The organism is Shewanella sp. TB7-MNA-CIBAN-0143, from assembly GCF_040310065.1.
In the GTDB taxonomy this organism is placed as follows: domain Bacteria; phylum Pseudomonadota; class Gammaproteobacteria; order Enterobacterales; family Shewanellaceae; genus Shewanella.
The window spans coordinates 78690-100527 of the sequence record NZ_JBEOPL010000006.1 but is presented as its reverse complement, the minus strand read 5'-3'; the positions used below and the strand labels follow the sequence as shown (position 1 = coordinate 100527).

The 21838-nt window shown below is 42.7% G+C and carries 18 protein-coding genes; 5 read left to right on the top strand and 13 right to left on the bottom strand.

Annotated elements, in window-relative coordinates:
- Positions 1-79: 79 nt before the first annotated feature.
- Complete coding sequence (locus tag AAEY97_RS06815) at positions 80-778, bottom strand: hypothetical protein (protein ID WP_350997565.1); 699 nt, start codon at positions 776-778, stop codon at positions 80-82.
- 106 nt (positions 779-884) lie between these two features.
- Positions 885-1244: a hypothetical protein gene (locus AAEY97_RS06810; protein ID WP_350997562.1), complete on the bottom strand. Its 360-nt coding sequence runs from the start codon at positions 1242-1244 to the stop codon at positions 885-887.
- A 784-nt stretch (positions 1245-2028) separates the two neighbouring features.
- Between AAEY97_RS06810 and AAEY97_RS06805 the strand changes: the two genes are divergently transcribed.
- Positions 2029-2667 carry a protein tyrosine phosphatase family protein gene (locus tag AAEY97_RS06805; RefSeq protein WP_350997559.1) on the top strand — a complete coding sequence of 213 codons (639 nt, stop codon included), beginning with the start codon at positions 2029-2031 and terminating at the stop codon, positions 2665-2667.
- A gap of 99 nt (positions 2668-2766) precedes the next feature.
- On the top strand, positions 2767-3441 hold the full coding sequence (locus tag AAEY97_RS06800; protein WP_350997556.1) for a hypothetical protein: 675 nt from the start codon (positions 2767-2769) through the stop codon (positions 3439-3441).
- A 294-nt stretch (positions 3442-3735) separates the two neighbouring features.
- Here AAEY97_RS06800 and AAEY97_RS06795 read toward each other — a convergent pair whose 3' ends face one another.
- The 4 genes from AAEY97_RS06795 to AAEY97_RS06780 all read right to left on the bottom strand — a co-directional run bounded on the left by AAEY97_RS06795 (position 3736) and on the right by AAEY97_RS06780 (position 11199).
- Complete coding sequence (locus AAEY97_RS06795) at positions 3736-4716, bottom strand: hypothetical protein (RefSeq protein ID WP_350997553.1); 981 nt, start codon at positions 4714-4716, stop codon at positions 3736-3738.
- A 287-nt stretch (positions 4717-5003) separates the two neighbouring features.
- Positions 5004-7688 carry a TonB-dependent receptor domain-containing protein gene (locus AAEY97_RS06790; protein WP_350997550.1) on the bottom strand — a complete coding sequence of 895 codons (2685 nt, stop codon included), beginning with the start codon at positions 7686-7688 and terminating at the stop codon, positions 5004-5006.
- Between the two features lie 84 nt (positions 7689-7772).
- Positions 7773-10607, bottom strand: coding sequence for a beta-helix domain-containing protein (locus AAEY97_RS06785; protein ID WP_162023953.1), 2835 nt, complete (start codon positions 10605-10607; stop codon positions 7773-7775).
- A gap of 217 nt (positions 10608-10824) precedes the next feature.
- Positions 10825-11199 carry a hypothetical protein gene (locus AAEY97_RS06780; RefSeq protein WP_162023954.1) on the bottom strand — a complete coding sequence of 125 codons (375 nt, stop codon included), beginning with the start codon at positions 11197-11199 and terminating at the stop codon, positions 10825-10827.
- 302 nt (positions 11200-11501) lie between these two features.
- On the opposite strand from AAEY97_RS06780, the gene AAEY97_RS06775 reads away from it, so the two are divergent.
- Positions 11502-12710 carry a potassium/proton antiporter gene (locus tag AAEY97_RS06775; RefSeq protein ID WP_162023955.1) on the top strand — a complete coding sequence of 403 codons (1209 nt, stop codon included), beginning with the start codon at positions 11502-11504 and terminating at the stop codon, positions 12708-12710.
- A gap of 61 nt (positions 12711-12771) precedes the next feature.
- On the opposite strand, the gene AAEY97_RS06770 is transcribed toward AAEY97_RS06775, so the two are convergent.
- The 7 genes from AAEY97_RS06770 to AAEY97_RS06740 all read right to left on the bottom strand — a co-directional run bounded on the left by AAEY97_RS06770 (position 12772) and on the right by AAEY97_RS06740 (position 20416).
- Positions 12772-13989 carry a TonB family protein gene (locus AAEY97_RS06770; protein WP_350997545.1) on the bottom strand — a complete coding sequence of 406 codons (1218 nt, stop codon included), beginning with the start codon at positions 13987-13989 and terminating at the stop codon, positions 12772-12774.
- Positions 13989-14363 (bottom strand): BlaI/MecI/CopY family transcriptional regulator, encoded by a 375-nt coding sequence (locus AAEY97_RS06765; RefSeq protein ID WP_350997542.1) that lies wholly within the window; start codon positions 14361-14363, stop codon positions 13989-13991. The genes AAEY97_RS06770 and AAEY97_RS06765 overlap by 1 nt, the downstream gene beginning before the upstream one ends.
- A gap of 188 nt (positions 14364-14551) precedes the next feature.
- The gene (locus AAEY97_RS06760; protein ID WP_350997539.1) at positions 14552-17764 is read right to left on the bottom strand and encodes an efflux RND transporter permease subunit; all 3213 of its coding nucleotides are present in this window, start codon (positions 17762-17764) and stop codon (positions 14552-14554) included.
- A gap of 16 nt (positions 17765-17780) precedes the next feature.
- Positions 17781-19067 carry an efflux RND transporter periplasmic adaptor subunit gene (locus AAEY97_RS06755; protein ID WP_502959436.1) on the bottom strand — a complete coding sequence of 429 codons (1287 nt, stop codon included), beginning with the start codon at positions 19065-19067 and terminating at the stop codon, positions 17781-17783.
- Positions 19068-19242: 175 nt separating this feature from the next.
- Positions 19243-19653, bottom strand: coding sequence for a hypothetical protein (locus AAEY97_RS06750; RefSeq protein WP_162024407.1), 411 nt, complete (start codon positions 19651-19653; stop codon positions 19243-19245).
- Between the two features lie 44 nt (positions 19654-19697).
- On the bottom strand, positions 19698-19874 hold the full coding sequence (locus AAEY97_RS06745; protein WP_101085081.1) for a DUF3012 domain-containing protein: 177 nt from the start codon (positions 19872-19874) through the stop codon (positions 19698-19700).
- Between the two features lie 176 nt (positions 19875-20050).
- A complete protein-coding gene (locus AAEY97_RS06740; protein ID WP_101085080.1) occupies positions 20051-20416 on the bottom strand; it encodes a SpoIIAA family protein in 366 nt (121 codons plus the stop codon).
- Between the two features lie 326 nt (positions 20417-20742).
- On the opposite strand from AAEY97_RS06740, the gene arfB reads away from it, so the two are divergent.
- Positions 20743-21159 (top strand): alternative ribosome rescue aminoacyl-tRNA hydrolase ArfB, encoded by a 417-nt coding sequence (arfB, locus tag AAEY97_RS06735; RefSeq protein ID WP_011639009.1) that lies wholly within the window; start codon positions 20743-20745, stop codon positions 21157-21159.
- A 223-nt stretch (positions 21160-21382) separates the two neighbouring features.
- Positions 21383-21829: a type II 3-dehydroquinate dehydratase gene (gene aroQ, locus AAEY97_RS06730; protein ID WP_011639010.1), complete on the top strand. Its 447-nt coding sequence runs from the start codon at positions 21383-21385 to the stop codon at positions 21827-21829.
- The last annotated feature ends 9 nt before the right edge of the window (positions 21830-21838 follow it).

Sequence of the window (21838 nt, the reverse complement as noted above, 5' to 3'; positions counted from 1 at the left end):
AAGCGGACTAAAATTGTGGGTTAGAATGTGTAGCGGAATGAAACTTAACCCACTGTTTTAGTTACTTTTAAACGCCTTGTTAGGAATTTTTTAGCGTATACCGAAATTTTGGTGACGGTTTATTATTACGTAACTTAAATCTAGTTGCATTTTTTTCAAATAAATCTAAGGGTAACTCCTGTTTATGACTAAACACATATTTGTATTTATTTGCATATATAGTTGAATTTATCATCTCTGTGAAACTAATTTCAGTTTCTGGAAACCCGCTTCTAGGTGACATCATAACTAATGTTTTAGGGGAAATAACAAACAGTCTGACAATAATACCACTAATAAAAATCTCTAAAATTGGATTATCTGAAGTAATGAAAAACTCACCTTCTTCACAATTATAGGTTGAGATGCAGTTGTAATAATTAGCAAATTTTTCTTCTACTTCTATTAAAGAATAATACTCGTCAGCGTAATTTACATCTGGCTTATACCTAAATTTTTCATTACGAATTAGATGAAGTTCAGTCCATGCAAACAACTTCATAGCTTGGCTTTCGTTTAACTTCCCACCTGAATAAAGTGAGCGAATGACGTCAATTGCTGGCTTTTCAATATTATTGTTTTGTGAAGATTCCAATTTGTAATTTTGAAAGTCAACTTCCATTGTGCACTTTTTCGCCGGAATATGGCGAGGCTTCATATCTGTCGCCTCATGAACCCAAATTCGACATTTGTCCTCAAACTTCTTAAGGTAAGCTTCTTGAACACTATGTTGCTTCAAATGAAAATCCTATTCCTAACGCATTGCTAATGGGCTGCCGTAGCGCAGCGTAGGCAGTCCCGTGGAGGCCACGCTTTTTGTGGCCGGAACGAAATTGAGCAACTTGTTATGTGTAAATTTTTAACTGAACTTTACCGTTTATAACTTCTAAGTTACCAAACTCACCAACAACCTTAAAGCCTTGATTTGTTATAATTAACGAATCTATATTGCCATAATCAATTGAACCATTTATATCTATGCTTGGGTTAACGCTACTTTGTTCAGAAAGCCCTGAATATGAAGTAAAATCCGTAAATTGAATTTCACATTTACGGTAGCAAGTATATTCATCAGGTTTTGGATTTAGATAATGAGGTGAATCAGGCCAAATGCTAGCCTCAATTTTGAATGTGATTTCAGTTGCATTTGAACTCCAACCGAGAACAAACAAGTCATTGAAATCTATACCTTTGAAAATATCCATATACTCGACGATATCCGTTTACACATAACGTTTTAGTATTTATGCGTTGCGCTGTTTGCAAAGCATAAATCGCTTGTTGAACTTGGCCGATGCCACATCCATATTAATCGGTAACTATTAACATAACATGCTATCGGAATTTTCTTTTTTGCGGTAGTGATTTTTTGTACAATATTTCTGCTAATCGATTGTTCTAATTACACCTTTTAAGATGTATTTTTTAGTCATTCAGCCGATTTTTACCATTCATCACAGAATCTCATTATGATGCTTGGTTTAACATTTTCAGGGTTCCATGAATTGAGGTCGTTGAGGAAAATGACGTGAGTCCAGACATGGATGTCTGGCTAGCTTTCGCGGTACAGGATGTACCATCGGAAGCGATAGCATTTTCGAATAAGGCTGAAGCAGACACAAATGCAGATCAAAGTTAAACTTGACCCCATGGCGACCTTTTCGCTGTTTGAAAATGTTGCGGGGCGGCAGGGAGATCCAAGAGGGAACAGCCGTTGGTTTCCTCTTGGTCTGGTGTGGGCGAAGCGCCACGACCTTAGTGGCCGCAGGCCATAAATACAAAAAATAGAGCTGGATCCCCGATAAAAGCACTCGAGGATGACGGCTTAGCGCTAAATTCCAGATCAACAACATTACCGGAACAACTGTGGGTTTGGCCTTTGCAAGGTGTCACTTTAGACCTGTAATTTTTATATGAAAACTTAACAATGGTATGGTTAACTTGAGCTTAACAATACCAACCACGTATTAAATTAACCCAGGGAATCACATGAATATACTGCAACGTTATAACCTACTGTCCACCAGCATATTAATGTGTTGTTTCTTTTTTAGTGCGGGAGTATTTAGTTCGGGTATGAATAGCTCGGAAGTGAATAGTGTCGATATGAACAGTGCTGATATGAACAGTGCTGATATGAACCGCGCAAGCAGCATGGCAAACATTGATACCAGCAAACTGGGTGACATTAAAGCGGTTAAGTTTAATAACCAACAAGTGATTACCTCGGGTTTACCGACAGAGCTTCAATTTGAACAACTTGCTCAAGCGGGTATCAAAACTGTGATAAACCTTATCCCTAACGACAACCCAAATGCCTTGCCAAATGAGCAGCAGATCGTCACGCAACTGGGCATGAACTATCACAATATTAGTGTGGACTGGCAGCAGCCTACACCAGAAAATCTACAGCAATTTTTTAGCCTAATGCAGCAAAATGGCGATGCACCAGTGTTGGTCCATTGCGCAGCTAATTACCGAGCCTCTGCCTTTTATTATTTGTATCAGACCAGCCAAAATACCGCGCCGTCTATGGCCGAAGCACTGACACCCTGGGGCGACTTACAACAAAGCTTTGCAGAATACCCACAGTGGCAAAAATTGATAGAAGACGTACAAGCTCAATAACATATTAGTACATAAATCGATAATATTGATGGTACGATAATCTTGTTCAAATTTCAGGCTCATCATGTACCTAGCGTTTGTTTTAAGGAAAAAACAACTATGTTGAAATCGATTCTCGTCTTTATTTGTGTTTTATTTTTAACTTACTTTTGCTACTCATATTTTAATCAACAAGATACTAAATCTATTATTCTGCCAGATGTCGCGTCTTCAATAAGCTCTGAGACACAAACTTCATCAAGTAATATACCGAATATAAGTAATGAGATAATCGCAGAAGCACCCAATGATATTGAATTAAACACAAGTGTAGTCGCCGAGGATAATGAAGATTTCTTCAACCAATTTACCCATTTGACTAAGAGTCATTTTCAGAGCTCTGAACAGTTAACATCAGGTTTCATAAATGAAGATGGTGAGGTGTCTAAAGCTGCTCTAGAGGATTCATTCAAAGTGAGTGATTTTGAGGAGTTTATTGCGAAAGTTGATGCCATAGAAAAATCAGAAAATGCTGCAATACGTGAAGCCACTTTAGCTCAAAGTTTATATCAGTTAGAAGATATTCAAGTTTATTCTGAACGTTATTCTTGCGCAGGAAAAATCTGTTTAGTGTCTTTTAACTTTGATGGTAATGATGAAAACACTGCTGAATTGTCTAAATTTACTGACAACTATTCCTTTACCAATATCACTGAAGGTGAAAATGGCGCTAAGCAATTTAAAGCCGTTTACATTGAAACAGATGACCCATCTACGCTCAGTCTAAGTTACTAAAAATGATATTAAGTTAAATAGTTCGAGGCGTGTGAAGCAAAAATGCTGCACTCAAGTCAATTAACATTAAGTAGGGATATATTTACGGCGTCACGCGAACAATGAGTCTAATAGCTGACATCATTCACTCCTGCCAAACATAATAAAGAAGCGCCACGACGTTAGTGGTCTCTGGCCATAAGTGCAAAGCAAAAAACTACCGGTAACGCTTAAAAACCAGGTTCTAAGCACTCGATGATGACGTATACCCTGCCTGTGACTGTATCTGGCCAGTTTCAGTGCAAATAATGTTATCTACTGCAGCATATCAGCCCCTTTCAAATCCATCTTATACAAGGGTGCTGGGATCATCTCTGAGGTGATAAAAACACTGTTACCATCTTGGCTGAAACCCACTGCTTCGGCTTGTTTTATCGCTGGCAGAGAAATCTCTTGTGGTGGCGTAGAAAACAGCGTTAACCAATCACCTGGCTCAGTTTGAGTAAAATAGAACGCGTGAGTGTAGGTTAATACCACCGCCGATAAACCATCAGCTGATATATCCATGGCTGTGGGTTTCCCGGCAAAACCAATCCAGGTATAGATACTGGCGTAATCGAGCATGGCTGTTGGTAATGGCGCGATTTCGCCTAGCCTTTTGGCTTGTTTGTTAACAATTTGAACCGATGAATTGCTTGAAGCGCTTTGCCCTAAAACCGGAGCGATTAAAGGCAGCTCGAATAATATTGGCAGTTTATCGCGTTTGCTCAGTAACAGTATTTTTTGCTTGGCGACATCAACGGCCACAGATTCACAATCGTGTGCACCATCTGGGTAGGTGAATGTCATGCTCCAAACGGGTTTAGCCGCCAGTGTTTTTTGACCATTAAGCTGGCTTAAATCTGGCTCTTTGATCAGATGTAACTGATATTGCGATCGTTTAGCTTGGTTATCACCCACATCGGCGATCAATAAATACGACTCACCTTGATAAACGAACGAGGCGATGTCTTCCCAATCGGTATTCCTAACACCTGTAATGTTGACTGTCGCCAACTGATGACCTTGGGTATCGATGGCAAAAATCCTTGCGGTGTCACCACTGTCGTTATGTACCCACAATATATTGTCGTTGAGCCGCGATACCGCCAAACCGCTGGCTTCGTCAATGGTCGGGGCGGTAATACTACCCGCTTGGGTCATGCCTATCGGCATAGCACATGCACTGGTCGATAACGCCAACATCAAATATATACACAGCTTTAACGGGGTGAACAGGGGCAATATTTTGGGCATTAACACGGGTCCATTGAGATATCAGTAACGAGCAAGCCAGTATTCTACCCAATTTGAAATAGAAAAGTGCCAATGTTTACACTGAGGTTTATTTATTTATTCGTTAGATAAGCTGAGTTTGTGTAGCGTTATCTTGTTATTAAACAAAAAAGGCCACTTTCTTTGTTCCGAAGAAAGTGGCCGTGCACATTTTTAGCGATTGAAATGATGAGTAAAAACCGCTAAAAACAAGTACTCTTTTAAACGTGACTCTTGAACGTGACGATTACATATGGCTATTAAACGTATTAATACTCATAGCTAAACTGCAAGGTGAACTCTGTGCCAGGGTCTTTGGCGTACACTTGCAGATCTTGCTGTTCGTATTCAGTAGTTTCACCTAAGATATTTTTCGCTTTTACTTTTACCGTAAAACTATCTGTCGGGAAGAAACTATACGTAAAATCAAGGCTATGGAATGGCTTTTCAAATACATCGTCTAAACCACCACGGCCACCATAAGCAATACGTTCACCAAACACGTTATACACTAATGTGGCACTGTGATAACTGTCTGACGAGTCGTAACTTAACTGTAAGTTAGCCACCCATTGTGAATGTCCGGTCATGCGGCGGGTTTTATTGGTTGGGTCAATTTCGCCGTTAGCAGCGATATCGATTTCTGAGTCGCCAAGGGTTAAGTTACCTGCAACAAAGAAGTCTTCCCAAATGCTGCCTTCGCTACCTAAAAACTCAAGCTCTTGTAAGAACTCGGTTTCAAGACCGTACACATAACCCGACTGCGCGTTATAAAACTTGAGCTGACGCCCAGCTTCTGAAATACGTTGAATAGGTTCAATCGGTGCGTCTACATCTTTATAGAATGCGCCCATGCTGAAATTATTGCCTGAATCAGAATAGTATTCCCAACGTAAATCTAAGTTAAGAATGTCTGAACTCTTTAACTCTGGGTTACCGAAGAAGTCAAAACCGGTAACGGGGTCTTGGAATCGAACCGGTGACACTTCACGTAGATCTGGTCGTACAATGGTTTTACTCGCGCCAAAACGCCATTGGGTGGTGTCGGTTTGCTTCCAGGTTAATGACAACGATGGGAACCAACCGTCTTCTGCTATCACGTAGTCAGATAACTGATAACGACCACCTTCATCTGATATTTCACCATTTGGGTCGATAGGCAAAGTGACGCGACGAAAATCTTCATAACGAATACCAGCATATACCCGCCAAACATCGTCAAAGTCGATGTCCATGCTCACAAATGCAGCGTCGTTTTTCTCGGCGGCAATGTAGTCTTCGGTGTCAGTTGATGCGTCTTTTAGCTCTAGCCCTAAGGTATTGTCGGTAATGTTTTTATCAGAGAAAATCTCATCAAAATCACCCGCTAAAATAGCGCCATTGGCATCAGTTGGGCTTAAATCGACATCAAAACCTAAGCGAGTTGCATAGCTTTCGCGAGTACGCTCAAAGTATTCATAGCCGGTAGTCAGTTTAACCACTGCACCGTCTAGATTAATGGGGTACATAAAGTCCCAACCATAGTTTTGGCTGTCATCTTCTAGGCGACTATAAACATACTTGGGTGCATCTTGAGTATTGAGGTTACGTGATAATAATTGATTGCTCTCATCTAAAATCACGTTGTAGGTATACGACACTTCATTCGGGGCATAACGCTCAGAACGTGCATCGGAGAACTTCCAATTAAATTCAGAGTCATTCAAATATTCAATAAAATGATGACCTTTAATTTGGTTACTGATAAGCGAACGTTCTTCGTAATCAATGGCGTAAACTTGCAGTGCATTTGGTTCGCCCAAGGTATCGATGGTTTCTTCAATCCCCATAGACACGTCATCGGAAGTGTCTTGCAGGTAAGTGGTGAAGGTTTCGATTTTATGGTTGTAGCCAATCTCTAAGCCTAAGTTAAGCATGCCAGACACTTGGACTATTGAATCAGTACCGACGATGTCTTTCTGGTTTTCAACTTGTACTTGGCTGCTATCACCATCAAGCTCAACTTCACGTTTAGTGTAGTTTTCAGCTTGCTTCTTGTAAGACACGGCTGACAATGCACCAAAGATAATGTCGTCGGTAATGTCCCAACGATCACCAATGGCGATATCGCCGCGCATTGCAGGGTCTGTACTTTGGCTGCGCACCGTCATATCGCGGTACATGTCTAGTGCCAATTCGCGGTTAACTTGTTGTGCTGCCGGGTAATTTATAGCGCCATTAGAATTACTCACGATATCAATTGGGCTAATTCCACCATATTGATTAATGGTGTTATTAATGTTGCTTGGCATACTGCGAGTGCCATCGTCTTGGCCGGTCCAATCATCGCCACCCCCGTTGTAGGTGTAGCTGTCGTTTGAGTCATTGGTGTTATAACGGCCGCCAACACTTGCTTTAAAGAAGAAATCGGCCGGAATTGATTTAGTGCGAATATCAACATGCCCACCACCAAATGCGGCAGGTGAATTGGCTGAGGCAGACTTTTGCACCGATAACGATTCAATGATCGATGCAGGGAACATATCTAAAGGCACTACGTTACGGGTTGGATCCGGTGACGGCACTGTCGCGCCATTCAGTGAGGTACTTGAATAACGCTCACCTAAGCCACGAACATAAATGAATTTGCCATCTTTTAAGGTTAAACCTGTCACACGACGAAGCGCTGCGGCTGCATCACCGTCACCGGTTCTTGAAATTTGTTCTGAGCCCATAATATCGGCTACAGCAATTTGTTCACGACGTTCTTCAGTTGCTTCTGATGCAGAGCTACGTAGACGCCCAGTAACTGAAATTACTTCGATTGGTTCAATTGGAATCACTTCACCAGGATCACGAACAGGCGCTGGTTCTTGCGAGTATACGGGGGTAGCTGTTAAAAGTGTCGCCGCAGAAATCACAGAGATAATGGCAAGGCTTAACTTATTAACGGTAAAACTCGGCTTGGTTTTCATACTTAACTATCCTGTATGCGGTTCAGAGATAGCCGCCCTTGCGGGCGGCTATTAATAGGTCACAAATTAACGTTATCGAGGTGATTACTGTGGAAAGTAAGCCCAACCTTGACGCCAGTCATTCTGGCCATCGAATGCACCAATAAAGTTGGTTGATTCGAAGAAGCTATCATCTGTGCTTAAGTCTTTACCTGTGCCAAGTAGCGTTGTATCCGTTGCCGCTGGCATACCGTCAGTGATAGTCACTGCAGCTGTTGAGTTACCTTCTTGGCCCATGAACCAGGTTTCAACATTCACAGCGTCGGCTGTTGCGGCATTATCAGAGCTGTACTTAAAGGGCTCGTTACAGTCGATAATTGAATGAGACATAGTCAAAGTGCTGTTGTTTACGTTGTCGACTAAACCAGCGTAAGAGCCATCTAACTCTAAACATTCGCCAGACTCAGTTTCAGCAGTAGTGCCTTTACGACCTTGTACTAGCACGTTGTATAACTCACCTGCAGTAGCAACACGTAGTAAGATACCTTCACCTTTATCGCCACTTGCGTTAGCAATATCTGTACCCGGTAAAATAGTGAAGTTAGCTAATTTAGGCGCTGACACCGGAGTATCCGTAGCACCTTTATGGCTATCACCTTCGATACCACGGTTAGCATTACCGTCTTCGTGAGTGATATACACAAACTGCGCTTTACCCGTCCAACCGTTAGTCCAATCTAAGCTGTCATCGAAGTTGGCAGTTAAGTAAACATATTTCAAGTTAACTGCACCACCCCAAAACTCAACACCGTCGTCGCCGTTAGCGTGAATTTGAATATGGTCTACTTGAGTTCCGCTGCCCACTGCTGCAAATGAGATACCGTTCATTTCTTGAGTATCATTCACTTTAAAGCCAGCATACTTAATCACTACGTAGCTGATTTGACCGCTGTTATCAGCGTTGTTGTTACCACCGTACGGAAAGTCACCGACTTCAAACGACGCTGAACAAGCATTATGATCAGGACATGTGTTGGTTAAACCATTACCTAGAATAACCAAACCACCCCATTGACCACGTTCGCCACTTGCACCCGCAATAACATCTTCTTCAGAGGTCATTTCAATTGGGTGAGTTGCACTACCTTGAGCCATAATTTTTGAGCCACGACTCACCGCGATAAAACTGTTAGATGTCGCGAATAGCTTAGTACCCGCTTGAATGGCTAATGTTGCAGGTGTTGTGTTATCACCACCTACTACTACTGCACCGCCATCAATTTTGTACATTACGTTTTGGCCAGCGAGAAGCGTCGTGTTGCTTAAGACATTGCCTTCAAGGGTACAAATTAACGTGATTGATGCATCTTTATATAACCCTGTTGCCGCTGCTGAAGCTGTTGTGCCTACAGGACAAGAAGTTAATACTGGCAATTCAGTTGGCGTTGGCGTCACATCGTCATGAATAGCTGTAGTCCAGCCTTTAGTCCAGTCGTTAGTGCCATCAAATGCACCAATATAGTTGGCATTAACCAAACGCGCATCAAGGTTAGCCAAATCAGCCTTACCAGCCGTTAATGCAACAGATGATGAATTAGGCATGTAATCAGTTAAATCAGAAGCGGCAACTAAGTTACCGTCTTGACCGTTGTACCAAGCTTCTACATCTAGCGCTAAAGCACGGCCTTCTGCAGCATCTGCCTTGGCACTTTTGAACGGTTCAACACAATCAATTAAGCTGTTTTGCATCGTCAATTCAGCGGTGTTGGCGTTGTTAACGGTATTGTCGTCGTTAACCTCTAAACATTCGCCAGAATCAACGTCACCTTTAACAAGAATGTTATAAGTATTCACCCCAGTACCTTTACGGAATAAAATACCTTCCGCATCGTCACCACCACTGTTGGTGCCATTAGCAACCTGAATAGTAAAGTTGGCTAACACTGGTTTTGACATAGGTACAGCACTTGCGTCACTGTTACTGTCAGCTTCAATACCACGGTTAGAAGCATTGTCCGCTTGACGAATATAAACGTGCTGCGCGCTACCTTGCCAACCGTTTGTCCAATCTAACGAGTCATCAAAGTTTTCTGTCAGTACGATATTTGTTACTGAAACATTACCGCCCCAGAATTCAAAACCATCATCGTTATTCATGTGAACTTGTACGTGGTCAATTTCAGTACCCGCACCCACACCGGCAAAACTAATACCGTTCATTTCTTGGGTGTCATTGATTTTGAAACCACCAAACTCAACGCGTACATACTTGATTGAACCTGAATTGTCTTCGGTATCATTACCACCGTAGCTGTGGTTACCCACTTCAAAAGACGCTGAACAATTGGTTAAATCTGGGCAGGTGTTTACTGGCGCATTACCCAATAAAACTAAACCACCCCACTGACCCGCTTTACCTTCTTGGCCTAAAGCCGTTTCAACAGACGTAAATACGATTGGCGCTGTTGCCGTACCGTCAGCCATGATTTTTGAACCGCGGCTAACCACTAAATAAGAATCACTGCCACCTAAGATTTTGGTGCCAGGTAATATTGATAACTCAACCGCGTTAGCATTATCGCCACCGGCAATCACTGCGCCATCAAGCTGCCATACAACGTCATTACCTAACACTATTTTGTCGCCATCTTGGCCACCAGTGGTAATCGTTGATGCTGCAGTAGAAGGAGCTAACGTACCTTTTAATACCCAAACTTCTTTACCATCAACGGCTGTCATTGTGGTGCTTTTAGTTGCAAAGCCACTGTATGATTTTTCTTGAACTGTCTGAGTGGGTGTAGTTGGAGTTGTTGGCGTAGTAGGTGTAACAGTATCGCTACCCGCATTGATATTAATATCACCACCACAACCAGCGAGCCCTAATGTTGCAGCAAGGGCTGTAGAAAGTGCAGTAAGTTTAAAAATGTTTTTCAGTTCCATTGTCATCTCCGAAGACGGATTTAAGCGTGTGAGTTAGTTGGCTGGATGACAAGCTAACCTGCAAAAATGACAAAAAGACTGCGTAAACATGACAGTCACATTTCATTAACATGACAGAAATATGCAAATCCAATGGCTATGCACCTTAGGAGGAGATTTGAATGGCATAAATTTTTAACAAAAAAAGCGGAAATATAACGTTTTAGACCTAATCAACTTAATAATAGCTAACATAAACGGTCCACAAACCAAAAATGATGGCACAAAATCCCGCGGGTCTAAATGCTTTGACACAATAGGAGGCAGACCATAAGGCAAACTGTTTGTGATATTTCTCTGTCATAAAAACAAGAATAATTGCAATAATAAACAATAAATTACCTATCACCTCGAACACTAATGGTGATGAAGTGTTATGCGCATCGAGCAGTAAGACCGTCCCAATAACTAACCGAGATATAATTTCAATGTAATGGAAATAGCGTTGATGGCTAAAACGAACAATTTGGTCTGCAAAATGCGCTGGAGCCAGCATCATGAACAGGCCAAAACTGAATGTGATTACGCCCCACAAGCTAATGAATATGGCCATGTTAACTCCGAGTGATACTGCTTACGCTAATATTAACACCTCACTAATGAGGTAATTTGTTAACTAAAAATGTCGCATCCACTATCAACAAGATGATTAAGCAAGATGTGTTAACAAAAAAGGTTAATGCGAGTGGCTATTTATTACACTTATATAGTCTAATAAACACACGGTAATGACATTAATCAAATTGATTATAAGAATATAAAAAAATATTAATAAATGCTCATAAAGTAAGTTTAGGCGATTTTAATGCTAAAATAGCCATTTGATACAATCTTCCCACGCAAGGAGTTGCCCATATGCCACCTGATATTATTATTTTAGGGATCTCCATACTTATTGCGATTGGCATTTTACTCCATCACCCTTCTAAAACATTAGGCTTACCGTCGTTATTGATCTTTATGGGTGTCGGCTTGGCATTTGGCAATGGTGAATTTGGTTTTGTATACGACGACCTGCAACTTACTTCAGTGATTGGCACCTTAGCATTAAACACCATAGTATTTGTGGGTGGCCTCAATACCCCAATGAAACACATTAAGTTTTCTTGGAAAGAAGGTGGCATGTTATCCACTGCTGGGGTGATATTCACTACCATTATTTTTGGCTTTATCCTTAATGCGTTACTCGACTTTAACCTTATTACTTGCATGTTGTTCGCCGCGGTAGTGTCGTCTACTGATGCTGCGGCCGTATTCTCTATTTTAGAGTCGAAAAAACTTAAATTAAAACACGGTACGGGCACCATTTTAGAATTCGAATCAGCTACCAACGACCCTGTAGCCTTGTTAATGGTGGTGATGTTAACCGACTTTATTATCAATAGTGCCAACGGCGCACCCACAGCACTTTCAGTGATATCGAGTCTCGGCCAGCAAATTGGTGTTGGGGCTGTCGTTGGGTTAATAATGGGTAAATTAGCCGTTTGGGCACTTAATAACATTAAACTGCCTGAATTCGGACTTATTCCTGTTTTTATTTTGGCCAGCTTTGCCATTACAGTATCAAGTACCGAAATCTTAGGTGGTAACGAACTTATTGCGGTTTATATTGCTGGGGTGATCATCGGCAACTATTTAAAGAAGGGCGCTGAAGTCAGTAAGCATTTCTTTAATGGTATATCGTGGTTAGCGCAGTCATTAATGTTCATCATTTTAGGCTTACAGATATTCCCGCAGCAATTAATGCCGGTGTTCATGGCATCATTGCTCCCGGCCATATTACTTATTGTCGTCGCGCGCCCATTGGCTGTACAGCTGTGCTACTTGCCATTTAAACAAGCTAATTGGCGCAAACGTTTGTTTGTTTCTATGATCGGATTAAAAGGTGCTACGCCAATTGTCTTTGCGCTTATTCCCGCTGCGGCAGGAGTAGAGGGGTCCCGTGAAATGATCCACATGGTGTTTTTCATTGTACTGATTTCGGTCATTGTTCAAGGCGCCGCAATTGAACCGCTAGCCAATAAACTAGGCCTAAAACTGCAGCCCAAAAATCCTGATCTATAAAAATGATTCAATGCCCCATAACAATGAGGCATTGAATCATTTTCAGTATCTTTGATATAGGTTATTTTACAGTGATTCTCTCAACTGATTTATCAGGTTGATGGATCACATAGTCTAACTGTACTTGTAGGTCTTTAAACCCAGTTGCAGAGGGTTGATACTTCCATTGTTCAAGCGCCGCAACCGCCGATGCATCAAACACTTGTTTCGGCGACGACTTGGTCACTCTCACATTGTTCACACTGCCATTTGGACTGATATCAAATGACATTTGCACATAGCCATTAAGCCCTTCTTTAGCGGCATCAATTGGATAGCTAGGCTCAATTCTTATCACAGGCATTGCCATAGAGTCGGTTTTGTTTTCAACGCTGAGATTATTGCCTGCAAATACCTGCTGATTAAACATAAAGGCACTAACACCAATAGCCAATGTCATTCCAATTAATGCTAAGGTGCTTTTTCCATGTTGCTTTTTCATCTGTAAGATCCTCTCTTTTAAGATGGTTTTATCCCCATAATGGGTGTGTAACATGCTCAACGGCGCATGCTGTGAATAGGCCAATAGTGTTCTGCTATAGGCAATTTTAGCTTGGGCTTTCATATCGGCAGTGACTTGTGCATCACATGACAATTCTTGATCTTGTCTAAATCGGCGGTAACTCAACCACATCAACGGATTGAACCAAAACAATACGGTTAATCCATAAGCCAGGGCATTTGCCCATAAATCACCACGTTGATAGTGATACACCTCATGCTGAATAATGGCTTGCTGCTGGCTTTCATCGAGTAATGTAAAGCTTGTTGGCACCAAAATACTGGGAGCAATAAACCCTGCGAGCATAGGTGATTCAATATCTGGATGGACTAAAACGTTAAGCTTTACAGAGGAAATATCTAGCTGACGTCCATGCTGGATTAACCGTTGTAGATAGCCATATTCCATCACGATATTAGCGACTAATAACGTGATAACTGCACCGTAGAGGTAAGGCAGGTATAACAGGTCAAGTAAGCCTGCCGACAACGCAGCGGTATCGCTAGCAAACACATAATACTGCTGGATGATTGAGGCAGTATTATTACTGCCAAACCAGTTAACGGTGTGCGGTAATATTATTTGCAGTAAATCGGCAATGATTAATAGTGGCACTGATATCCACATAAAATAGGTATAGTGCGCCCCAAATCTAGACAATATAAACCGGTGCATTACCAGTAAAGCCAAACACACCACGCTCAATGAGATGGTTTGTTCCATAAACCAAGTAATCATCACTTTTGTTCCTTTTGCCAATCATCAAGTAAGGTTTGCAGTTCGGCGACATCTTCTGCCGACAGCTTGTTCTTTTGTGCAAAACCGGCAACCAATGGGGTTAACTTGCCAGCAAACATGCGGTCCACAAACGAAAGCGATTCTTTAACGGTATAGTCCTGCTCAGCAATTAAAGGTGAGTAATGGTAAACCCGACCTTGTTTTTCAAAACTGACGGCTTGTTTTTTGACTAAACGATTAAGCAAGGTTTTAACCGTTTTTTCATGCATGTTATGGCTTTGTTCTAATGCATCAACCACTTCACTCGAGGTTAATGGCGACTGCAGCCAAAGTTGTTGCAACACGACTAATTCACTATTGCTGATTTCGTTCATGCGATATCGCTCATTTGTTGTTAGTACTTGTTAGGCTGAAAATGGATTACAGGTGTAATCCATTTATTTAAATTACAACTGTAATCATAAATAAGCAAGGTTTATTTTCGAGCAATTTACGAATGAAAATGAAAAAGCCTAATCAGATAATTAGGCTTAAAATTGAAATGTTATTTAGCTAATTGGCTTTATCTCGATGATAACTTATCTCGATACAACCACTGATAAACCGTCGGCAACACCAGTAAAGTCAAAGCCGTTGAGCTAAACAAGCCGCCAATGATCACCACCGCTAATGGCTGTTGAATTTCACTGCCCACACCAGATGATAACAAGATAGGGATCAGCCCCAATGCTGAGGTGAGTGCCGTCATTAACACCGGACGTAACCGCCCTACCGTGCCTTGATAAACACTGTCGTACAGACTTTCATCTGCTGATTGTCTGCGCTGGTTAATCGAGTCCACCAGCACCACACCATTCAACACCGCAACACCAAACAAGGTGATAAAGCCGATTGAACTGGGCACCGACAAATAGGTGCCAGTGGCATATAAAGCCACTACGCCGCCGATTAATGCCAATGGTACGTTAGCCATAATCAATGCCACTTGTTTGAGTGACCCAAACGAGAAATACAGCAATAAGCCAATAAGTGCGATAGAAATGGGCACCACCAACATTAGCTTTTGTTGCGCCCGTTGCTGGTTTTCATATTGGCCGCCCACCACAACAGTATAGCCCGCAGGTAACTCCGCTTGCGGCACTATGGCATAAATATCGTTGACCACCGAACCCATGTCACGCCCCGATACATTAGCCTGCACCACCACTCGGCGCTGTACATCGTCACGACGAATATTCGGCGGTGCCATTTCAATCACCACATCAGCGAGATCGCCCAAGCGTACAATCGCGCCATTAGCACCACTGAGTAGCAAGTCTTCAATCGCATCTGGCGCATTACGATATTGCGCAGCTAATCGCAGGTTAATGTCATAACGGGCATTACCATCAATCACTTGGCCAGCACTGGCACCACCAATACCTTGAGTGACTAAACTCATGACTTCATCGACGCTAATACCATAGCGAGCAAGGACTTCACGTTTAGGTCGAACCACTAACTGAGCTTCACCGCTGACTTGTTCTAGCGACACATCAACCGCCCCAGGAATGGCAGCGACTAAATCGGTTAACACCTGACCTTTTTCCGACAAGATGCTCAAATCGGGGCCAAATATCTTAATCGCTAACTGCGCTTTAACGCCCGATAACAACTCATCGACTCGAGTCGCTATCGGTTGTGAGAAGGTTAGCAATAGTCCTGGGAATATCGCTAGCCGTTGCTCCATTAAACGCTGTAGCTCAAAGCGATTGCTTGCCGATGTCCATTGCTCTATCGGTTTAAGACCAATATATATTTCAATATTACTCACAGGCTCAGGGTCGCCGCCAAGTTCGGGTGCCCCGATTCGACTTAACGCATATTCCACCTCAGGAAACTCCAGCAGCATGGCTTCAATTTTAGGCGCAACGTTAACCGAAGTAGCCAAACTGGCTGTAGGCGCCAATGTCACCCGTAAGTTGATGGTGCCCTCTTCTAATTCAGGCACAAATTCAGTGCCCAACTTTGGCAATAACAGCATGCTTGCTGCAAACAAAACAACTGCCGCTAACATCACTGATTTAGGACTTGATAGCACCAGTGTCAGTACTCGTCGATAGACTGCGTCAAGGGGGGCCAACACCTTGCTTTGACGCACCACAATACCGCGTTTAAATAGAAACACCGCCAATGCAGGCACCGCAAATAACGCCACCACTAATGCCGCCATCATGGCGAGAATAATGCTCACGGCCATAGGTTTAAATAATTTACCCTCTACACCTTCTAGGGCAAATAACGGCATAAATACTACGATGATAATCGCTGTTGCAAAGAAGATAGGACTGCACACTTCTTTTGCCGCCAGCATGATCCTAATCGCCATACTTTGGGTTTGTGCATCAGATTCGCTATCAACATCACTATCAACATCACTATCAAAATGAACATCAGCAGATTGGTTGACGCCAGTTTCGCCGCTAACATGTTTAAAGATGTTTTCGACCATCACCACTGAACCATCAACTAGCATACCGATCGCAACAGCAAGGCCACCTAAAGACATTAAGTTAGCTGACATGCCGTAGTAAGACATGATCAGTAGTGCGATCCCGATCGACACTGGGATCGACAATAATACCAACAATGTCGCCCGTATATTGACCAGAAATAACGCCAAAATAATCACGATAAATCCAAAGGCCATCAATAGCGCTTCAACCACAGTCGTGACCGCTTTATCGACTAAATCCGCTTGGTCGTAAAACACCTCAAATGACACTCCTTTTGGCAAGGATTGCTCAATTAAACTAATACGTGAATTGATGTCATCAATGGTGGCTTTGGTATTGGCGCCCATGCGTTTAAGCACAACGCCAGCAACCACTTCACCCAGCGCTTGTACATCGGACGACGAGCCATTAGCCGCTGCTTGCCTGCGCGACATGGTCACTGCCCCGACTCTTATTTCGCTACCAAAAGCCACATTAGCAATGTCGGCCACTCGTATTGGCGTGCCATTGATTTCGGTTAACGGGATGTCGGCAATGGCTTGTAAGCCTGCGTCGCCAGCGGGCAACAAACCATAACCACGAACCACTAATTGCTCCTGGCCTTGGTCCATAAACCAACCACCAGCATTACGGTTATTACTTTCCAATGCTTGGCTAACTTGGCTCATCGACAAGCCATAACTGCGCAGTTTATTAGGGTCAACTTGCACTTGGTATTGCAACACCTCGCCGCCAAATGAAAGCACTTCAGTCACGCCACTCACAGGCATTAATATCAGCTTCACTAAATAGTCATTTAAGCTACGCAGCTCAGATGCGCTGATATTGGTTTCGGGCTCGGCCCGTAAAATGTATTGATAAATTTGCCCTAAACCTGAAGTGTTTGGGCCGATTTCAGGGGTGCCAACACCCGCAGGAATCGACTCTTTTGCAGCTTGCAGTTGTTCAAAAACTTGCTGACGAGCAAAATAAATATCAGTACCTTCGGCAAACACCACGGTCACTAGCGACAAACCAGTACGCGATAATGAACGCACCTCAGTCACTGCCGGTAATGCATACATTGCCGATTCGACAGGATAGCTAATCAGCTTCTCGACCTCTTCTGCCGCCAACCCTTCCGCTTCAGTATTAATGGTCACCTGCACATTGGTAACATCCGGAAACGCATCTAAATTTAGTTTTGGTAACATGAATACCGATGCCACCACAGTGGCCAGTAATCCAAGTAACACCAATAACCGCTTTTCAACGGCAATCTCAATTAATTTATATAACATTATGATGCCTTAGCGCTTAGTGGTTATGGATATCAAAGCCAGATTTGGCTTGCTCAGATGCTAAGAAAAAAGCACCAGATACAACAACGCGAGTTTGTGGAACTAAACCACGAATAAAACTCAGTCCGCGTTGGCGCTCCACCACAGAAACTTCTACTGCACTAAATCCACCATCTTGCTCGATAAACACCTGCCAGTCACCGTCACCACTGCGTGTTAGCGCTGCATCTGGCACAATAAATCCAAGCGGCTCAGCCCCTTGATTTGCTGCTAGGTATAATTCGGCAAACTCGCCAGCATGTAAGTCATGACCTGGATTTGCCATCCGCACCAACACTTGCTCAGTGCGGGTTTGCGAGTTAATTTCATGCGAACGCCCAATAATGACACCCTCTCGAGTACGGCTTCCCACTCGTACTAAAACATCGGTGCCCATATTGACTTGATCTGCTTGTAATGGCGTCAGTTCAGCCTCCACCCACAAATACGATTCATCGGTTAGTTGCATCAAAGGTGTGCCCGCGGTTAGCACTTGTCCTACGGTGGCAACATCTTGCTGAACCCGACCATTTATAGGAGCCAACAACTGAAACTGACCAATTGAACTTGGCGAGGTTGCTAGCTCGGCTATCTGTTGTTTGGACATCATTACCGACTGTAAAATGGCACGTTTAAGCTCTGCATTGACCTCAGTTTGCATCCGCTGACTAGCACTAATCGTTCCTTTGCTCATGCGCTTTATGCGATCCCACTCCGTTGCTGCATTAACGTAGTCAGCTTGCGCCGCAGCAATATCTGCCCCGCCGATAGTCAATAATGGTTGGCCTTTTTGCACCTGTTGTCCTGGCACCACATGGCGCTTAAGCACCTGCATATCTAATTGCGGCGCTATGGTAATGGTTTTGTCTTTATCTACAACCAGCTGAGCGGTGGCAACGGCCTGTAAATTAAACGCGGTCGCACTTAACTGTGCCACTTCCACTCCCGCCAGTTGGCGCTGCTCAGCACTTAAGGTTAACAACGACTCTTGATGAACCGCCTCTGTTGATTCATTGCTGGCTTGCACAGGCGAACTAAACAGTGCAAATAATGATAGCAATAGCGCTACACTGAACAATAATGCTCGCGAAACGCTGGAGTTCATGCGGTAAGATTTTCGAATTCTTGGCAGAGAGATGGGCTGAGTGCCTGGCGCAACATTTAACTGAGCACGATTCACAAAATGATTCACTGAATGACTCAACATAGCGTTGTCATTCAACGCTGCCAATAAAGGTAGTACTTGGACTGATTTGATTTTCATGGTTAATCCTAAAAACAATCTAGACCGTCGACAATAAATATCAACAGAAATAGGCTTAGCCACCGTCATTACAAGCGAGATATCACGCCATAATGGAATGCAAAAAAGCATTCATTAGCGCAATGAAAGCGAATATAGAGGTGAAGCTAAACAGTAAAAACGTGTTTTAAAGGGATTAAACGATAGGAGGACGATAAGTAGGGAAAGACTCAGGAGGTAAATAGTTCAGTTTGGTATCGGCAAAAAGGTCATGAAAATGTTCACTAACAACATTATCGTTAAGCTTAGCAAGTGCCACATGACCACCATGACACTGACAATCTAAACACACATCAACTTTCTCAAAATCAGTAATAGTATCAAAATGTTGATGATCATCATTAACCGAATGCAGTGATGAACCATCGAGTGCACAAGCGCAATCGGCACATTCAGCAAGGCTGATCACTTCGGTAGTAAATTGAAGATGTGGATGGTTATTTTGCTCTTCGTTGCTGTTGCCCACATGTAATTGATGCGCACCTAAATTGGCGCCCACAAATTGCAGTAGCACTAAAGCAATCAATAATTTGGCTATGTTAGCCATAAAAGGCAAAACGGTATGACTCAACCACCCACTCCTAAACGATATTATTTAAATACGCAGTGCTTGGCGTAATCGGCTGCTTCATTGGCAGTCCAATCACCACTTTCTTTTTCTTTCATTTGCTTACACCAAGCTTCACTACCCACTTCAGGAGCACATGCCGATAAGCTAAGAGTTAACAATAACGCACTTGATACGGCAAACAACTTTGACAATGACATAAGCTATCCTTTTCTAAAATAATAAAATCAGTACTAGGTCCTGTTGACCTTTGTAGATGAATTTTGCAGTAATTTGTGACAATTAGCTACTGGGAAGAACTTATCATCTGTCGTTGTTCGACATAAATAAGCGATAACCGAGTAAAAAGGTGCCACAAAATTATTTACAGGCCACTCTAGCGCAGAGATCGCTTAGCAATCCAAGTAATGGCTTCTTGTTTACGCTCTAATGGAAACCATGCAACTTCGCCCTGCATAAAAGGTCCCATCAGCCTAACAGAATTACCCACCCAATCTGGGCCGCCTACAAACACTAACGCATCAAACGCGGGTAACTGAACTTCTCCGCTACCGGTTAATGAGCCAAACTCCCAGCCTTCCAACAACACATCGGCTTCAATATAAAGACACACTTGATTCCAGTCTTTACGATAACTCTTAATGGCGGGCTGTAAACGGGTACGGTAATCTTGTGCCGATAAACGGCCACTGACAAATAAGCTAATAACACCTTTAGTGATATCGGGGATTTGACATAACATAACGGCAACTCCGGCCCTCTAACTAGGCCATAGAACAGACTTTATACGGTGATGTTATCGTGTAAAGCGACAATGGCGCTCATGATAACAAAACTATTCTGGTTATTTCATTAAATATGTCATAACTCTGAGGCCAGTCAGGCTTTTTAATTCAATCCCCACGCTAAGGTCAATCCACTTATCGCAATCCATGCCACAGCAGACAACCCTGAAAAGTTTCCCAGACTGCGGTAGAATGTAACTACAGCACATAAACATGCCGCTTAAAAAACAGTAAGCAGCGTTATAGGTTTATGACCGTTAATTAAGGGGAACACTACAACCGAATGATACAAATAACTCAGCGCGTCATATTGCAAGATAACGAAATTGAATGGCAGTTTGTCCGTTCAAGTGGTGCGGGTGGCCAGCACATCAATAAAGTATCAACCGCAGCGCAACTCAGCTTTGATATTGCCTCATCTTCTTTACCCGAGTTCTACCAACAAAAGCTGCTTGAAAAAGCCGATCACCGTATTACCAAAAGTGGCAAGGTGATTATAAAATGTCAGCAATCACGCAGCCAGGACTTTAACCGCCAAACCGCACTGGAACAATTTATTGAACTGGTAAGAAGCGTCGGCATAGTACAAAAAGCCCGTATACCAACCAAAGCGACAAAAGGCAGCCAAAAGCGACGCATTGAAACCAAAAAACAACGCGGTGCCACTAAAGCGATGCGCCAAAATAAATCTGATTATTAATAAGTAATTAGTAAATAATTAGCCAGTTGCTAATAAATCATTAGTAAGTCGCTAGCAAATTATTAGCAACAAAGTGAATCCGCCATCACTCAATGACTAAGGTATTACCCTAGTTGAGCATTTTTTGGTTTACCTGATAACCGTCTTCGGTAAGAATGCTTGTTGAACCCTCTTTTGTGCTGCATATTAAGCCACTTACCTTGCGATTTTTATAGGAACCATCATGAGCCAAACAGCAAAAGTTTTATTGATCAACGGTCCTAATCTCAATCTATTAGGCCGTCGCGAACCCGGACATTATGGTCACCAAACACTCACCACTATTGTGGATGAATTAACTCGCAATGCGACTCAGGCTGGCGTTACGCTTGAACATATTCAGTCCAATGCCGAGTATCAATTGATTGATGCAATTCATGCTACCGACGCTCAATTTATTATTATCAATCCAGCAGCCTTTACGCACACCAGTGTTGCTTTGCGTGATGCCATACTTGGGGTAGCAATTCCGTTTATTGAAGTACATTTATCTAACGTACATGCCCGCGAACCTTTTAGGCACCATTCGTACTTTTCAGATAAAGCCCTAGGAGTAATTTGTGGCCTAGGCGCACAAGGTTATGATTTTGCTCTGCAAGCGGCGATTAAGCACTTGAGCGATAAACACTAAATATCATTC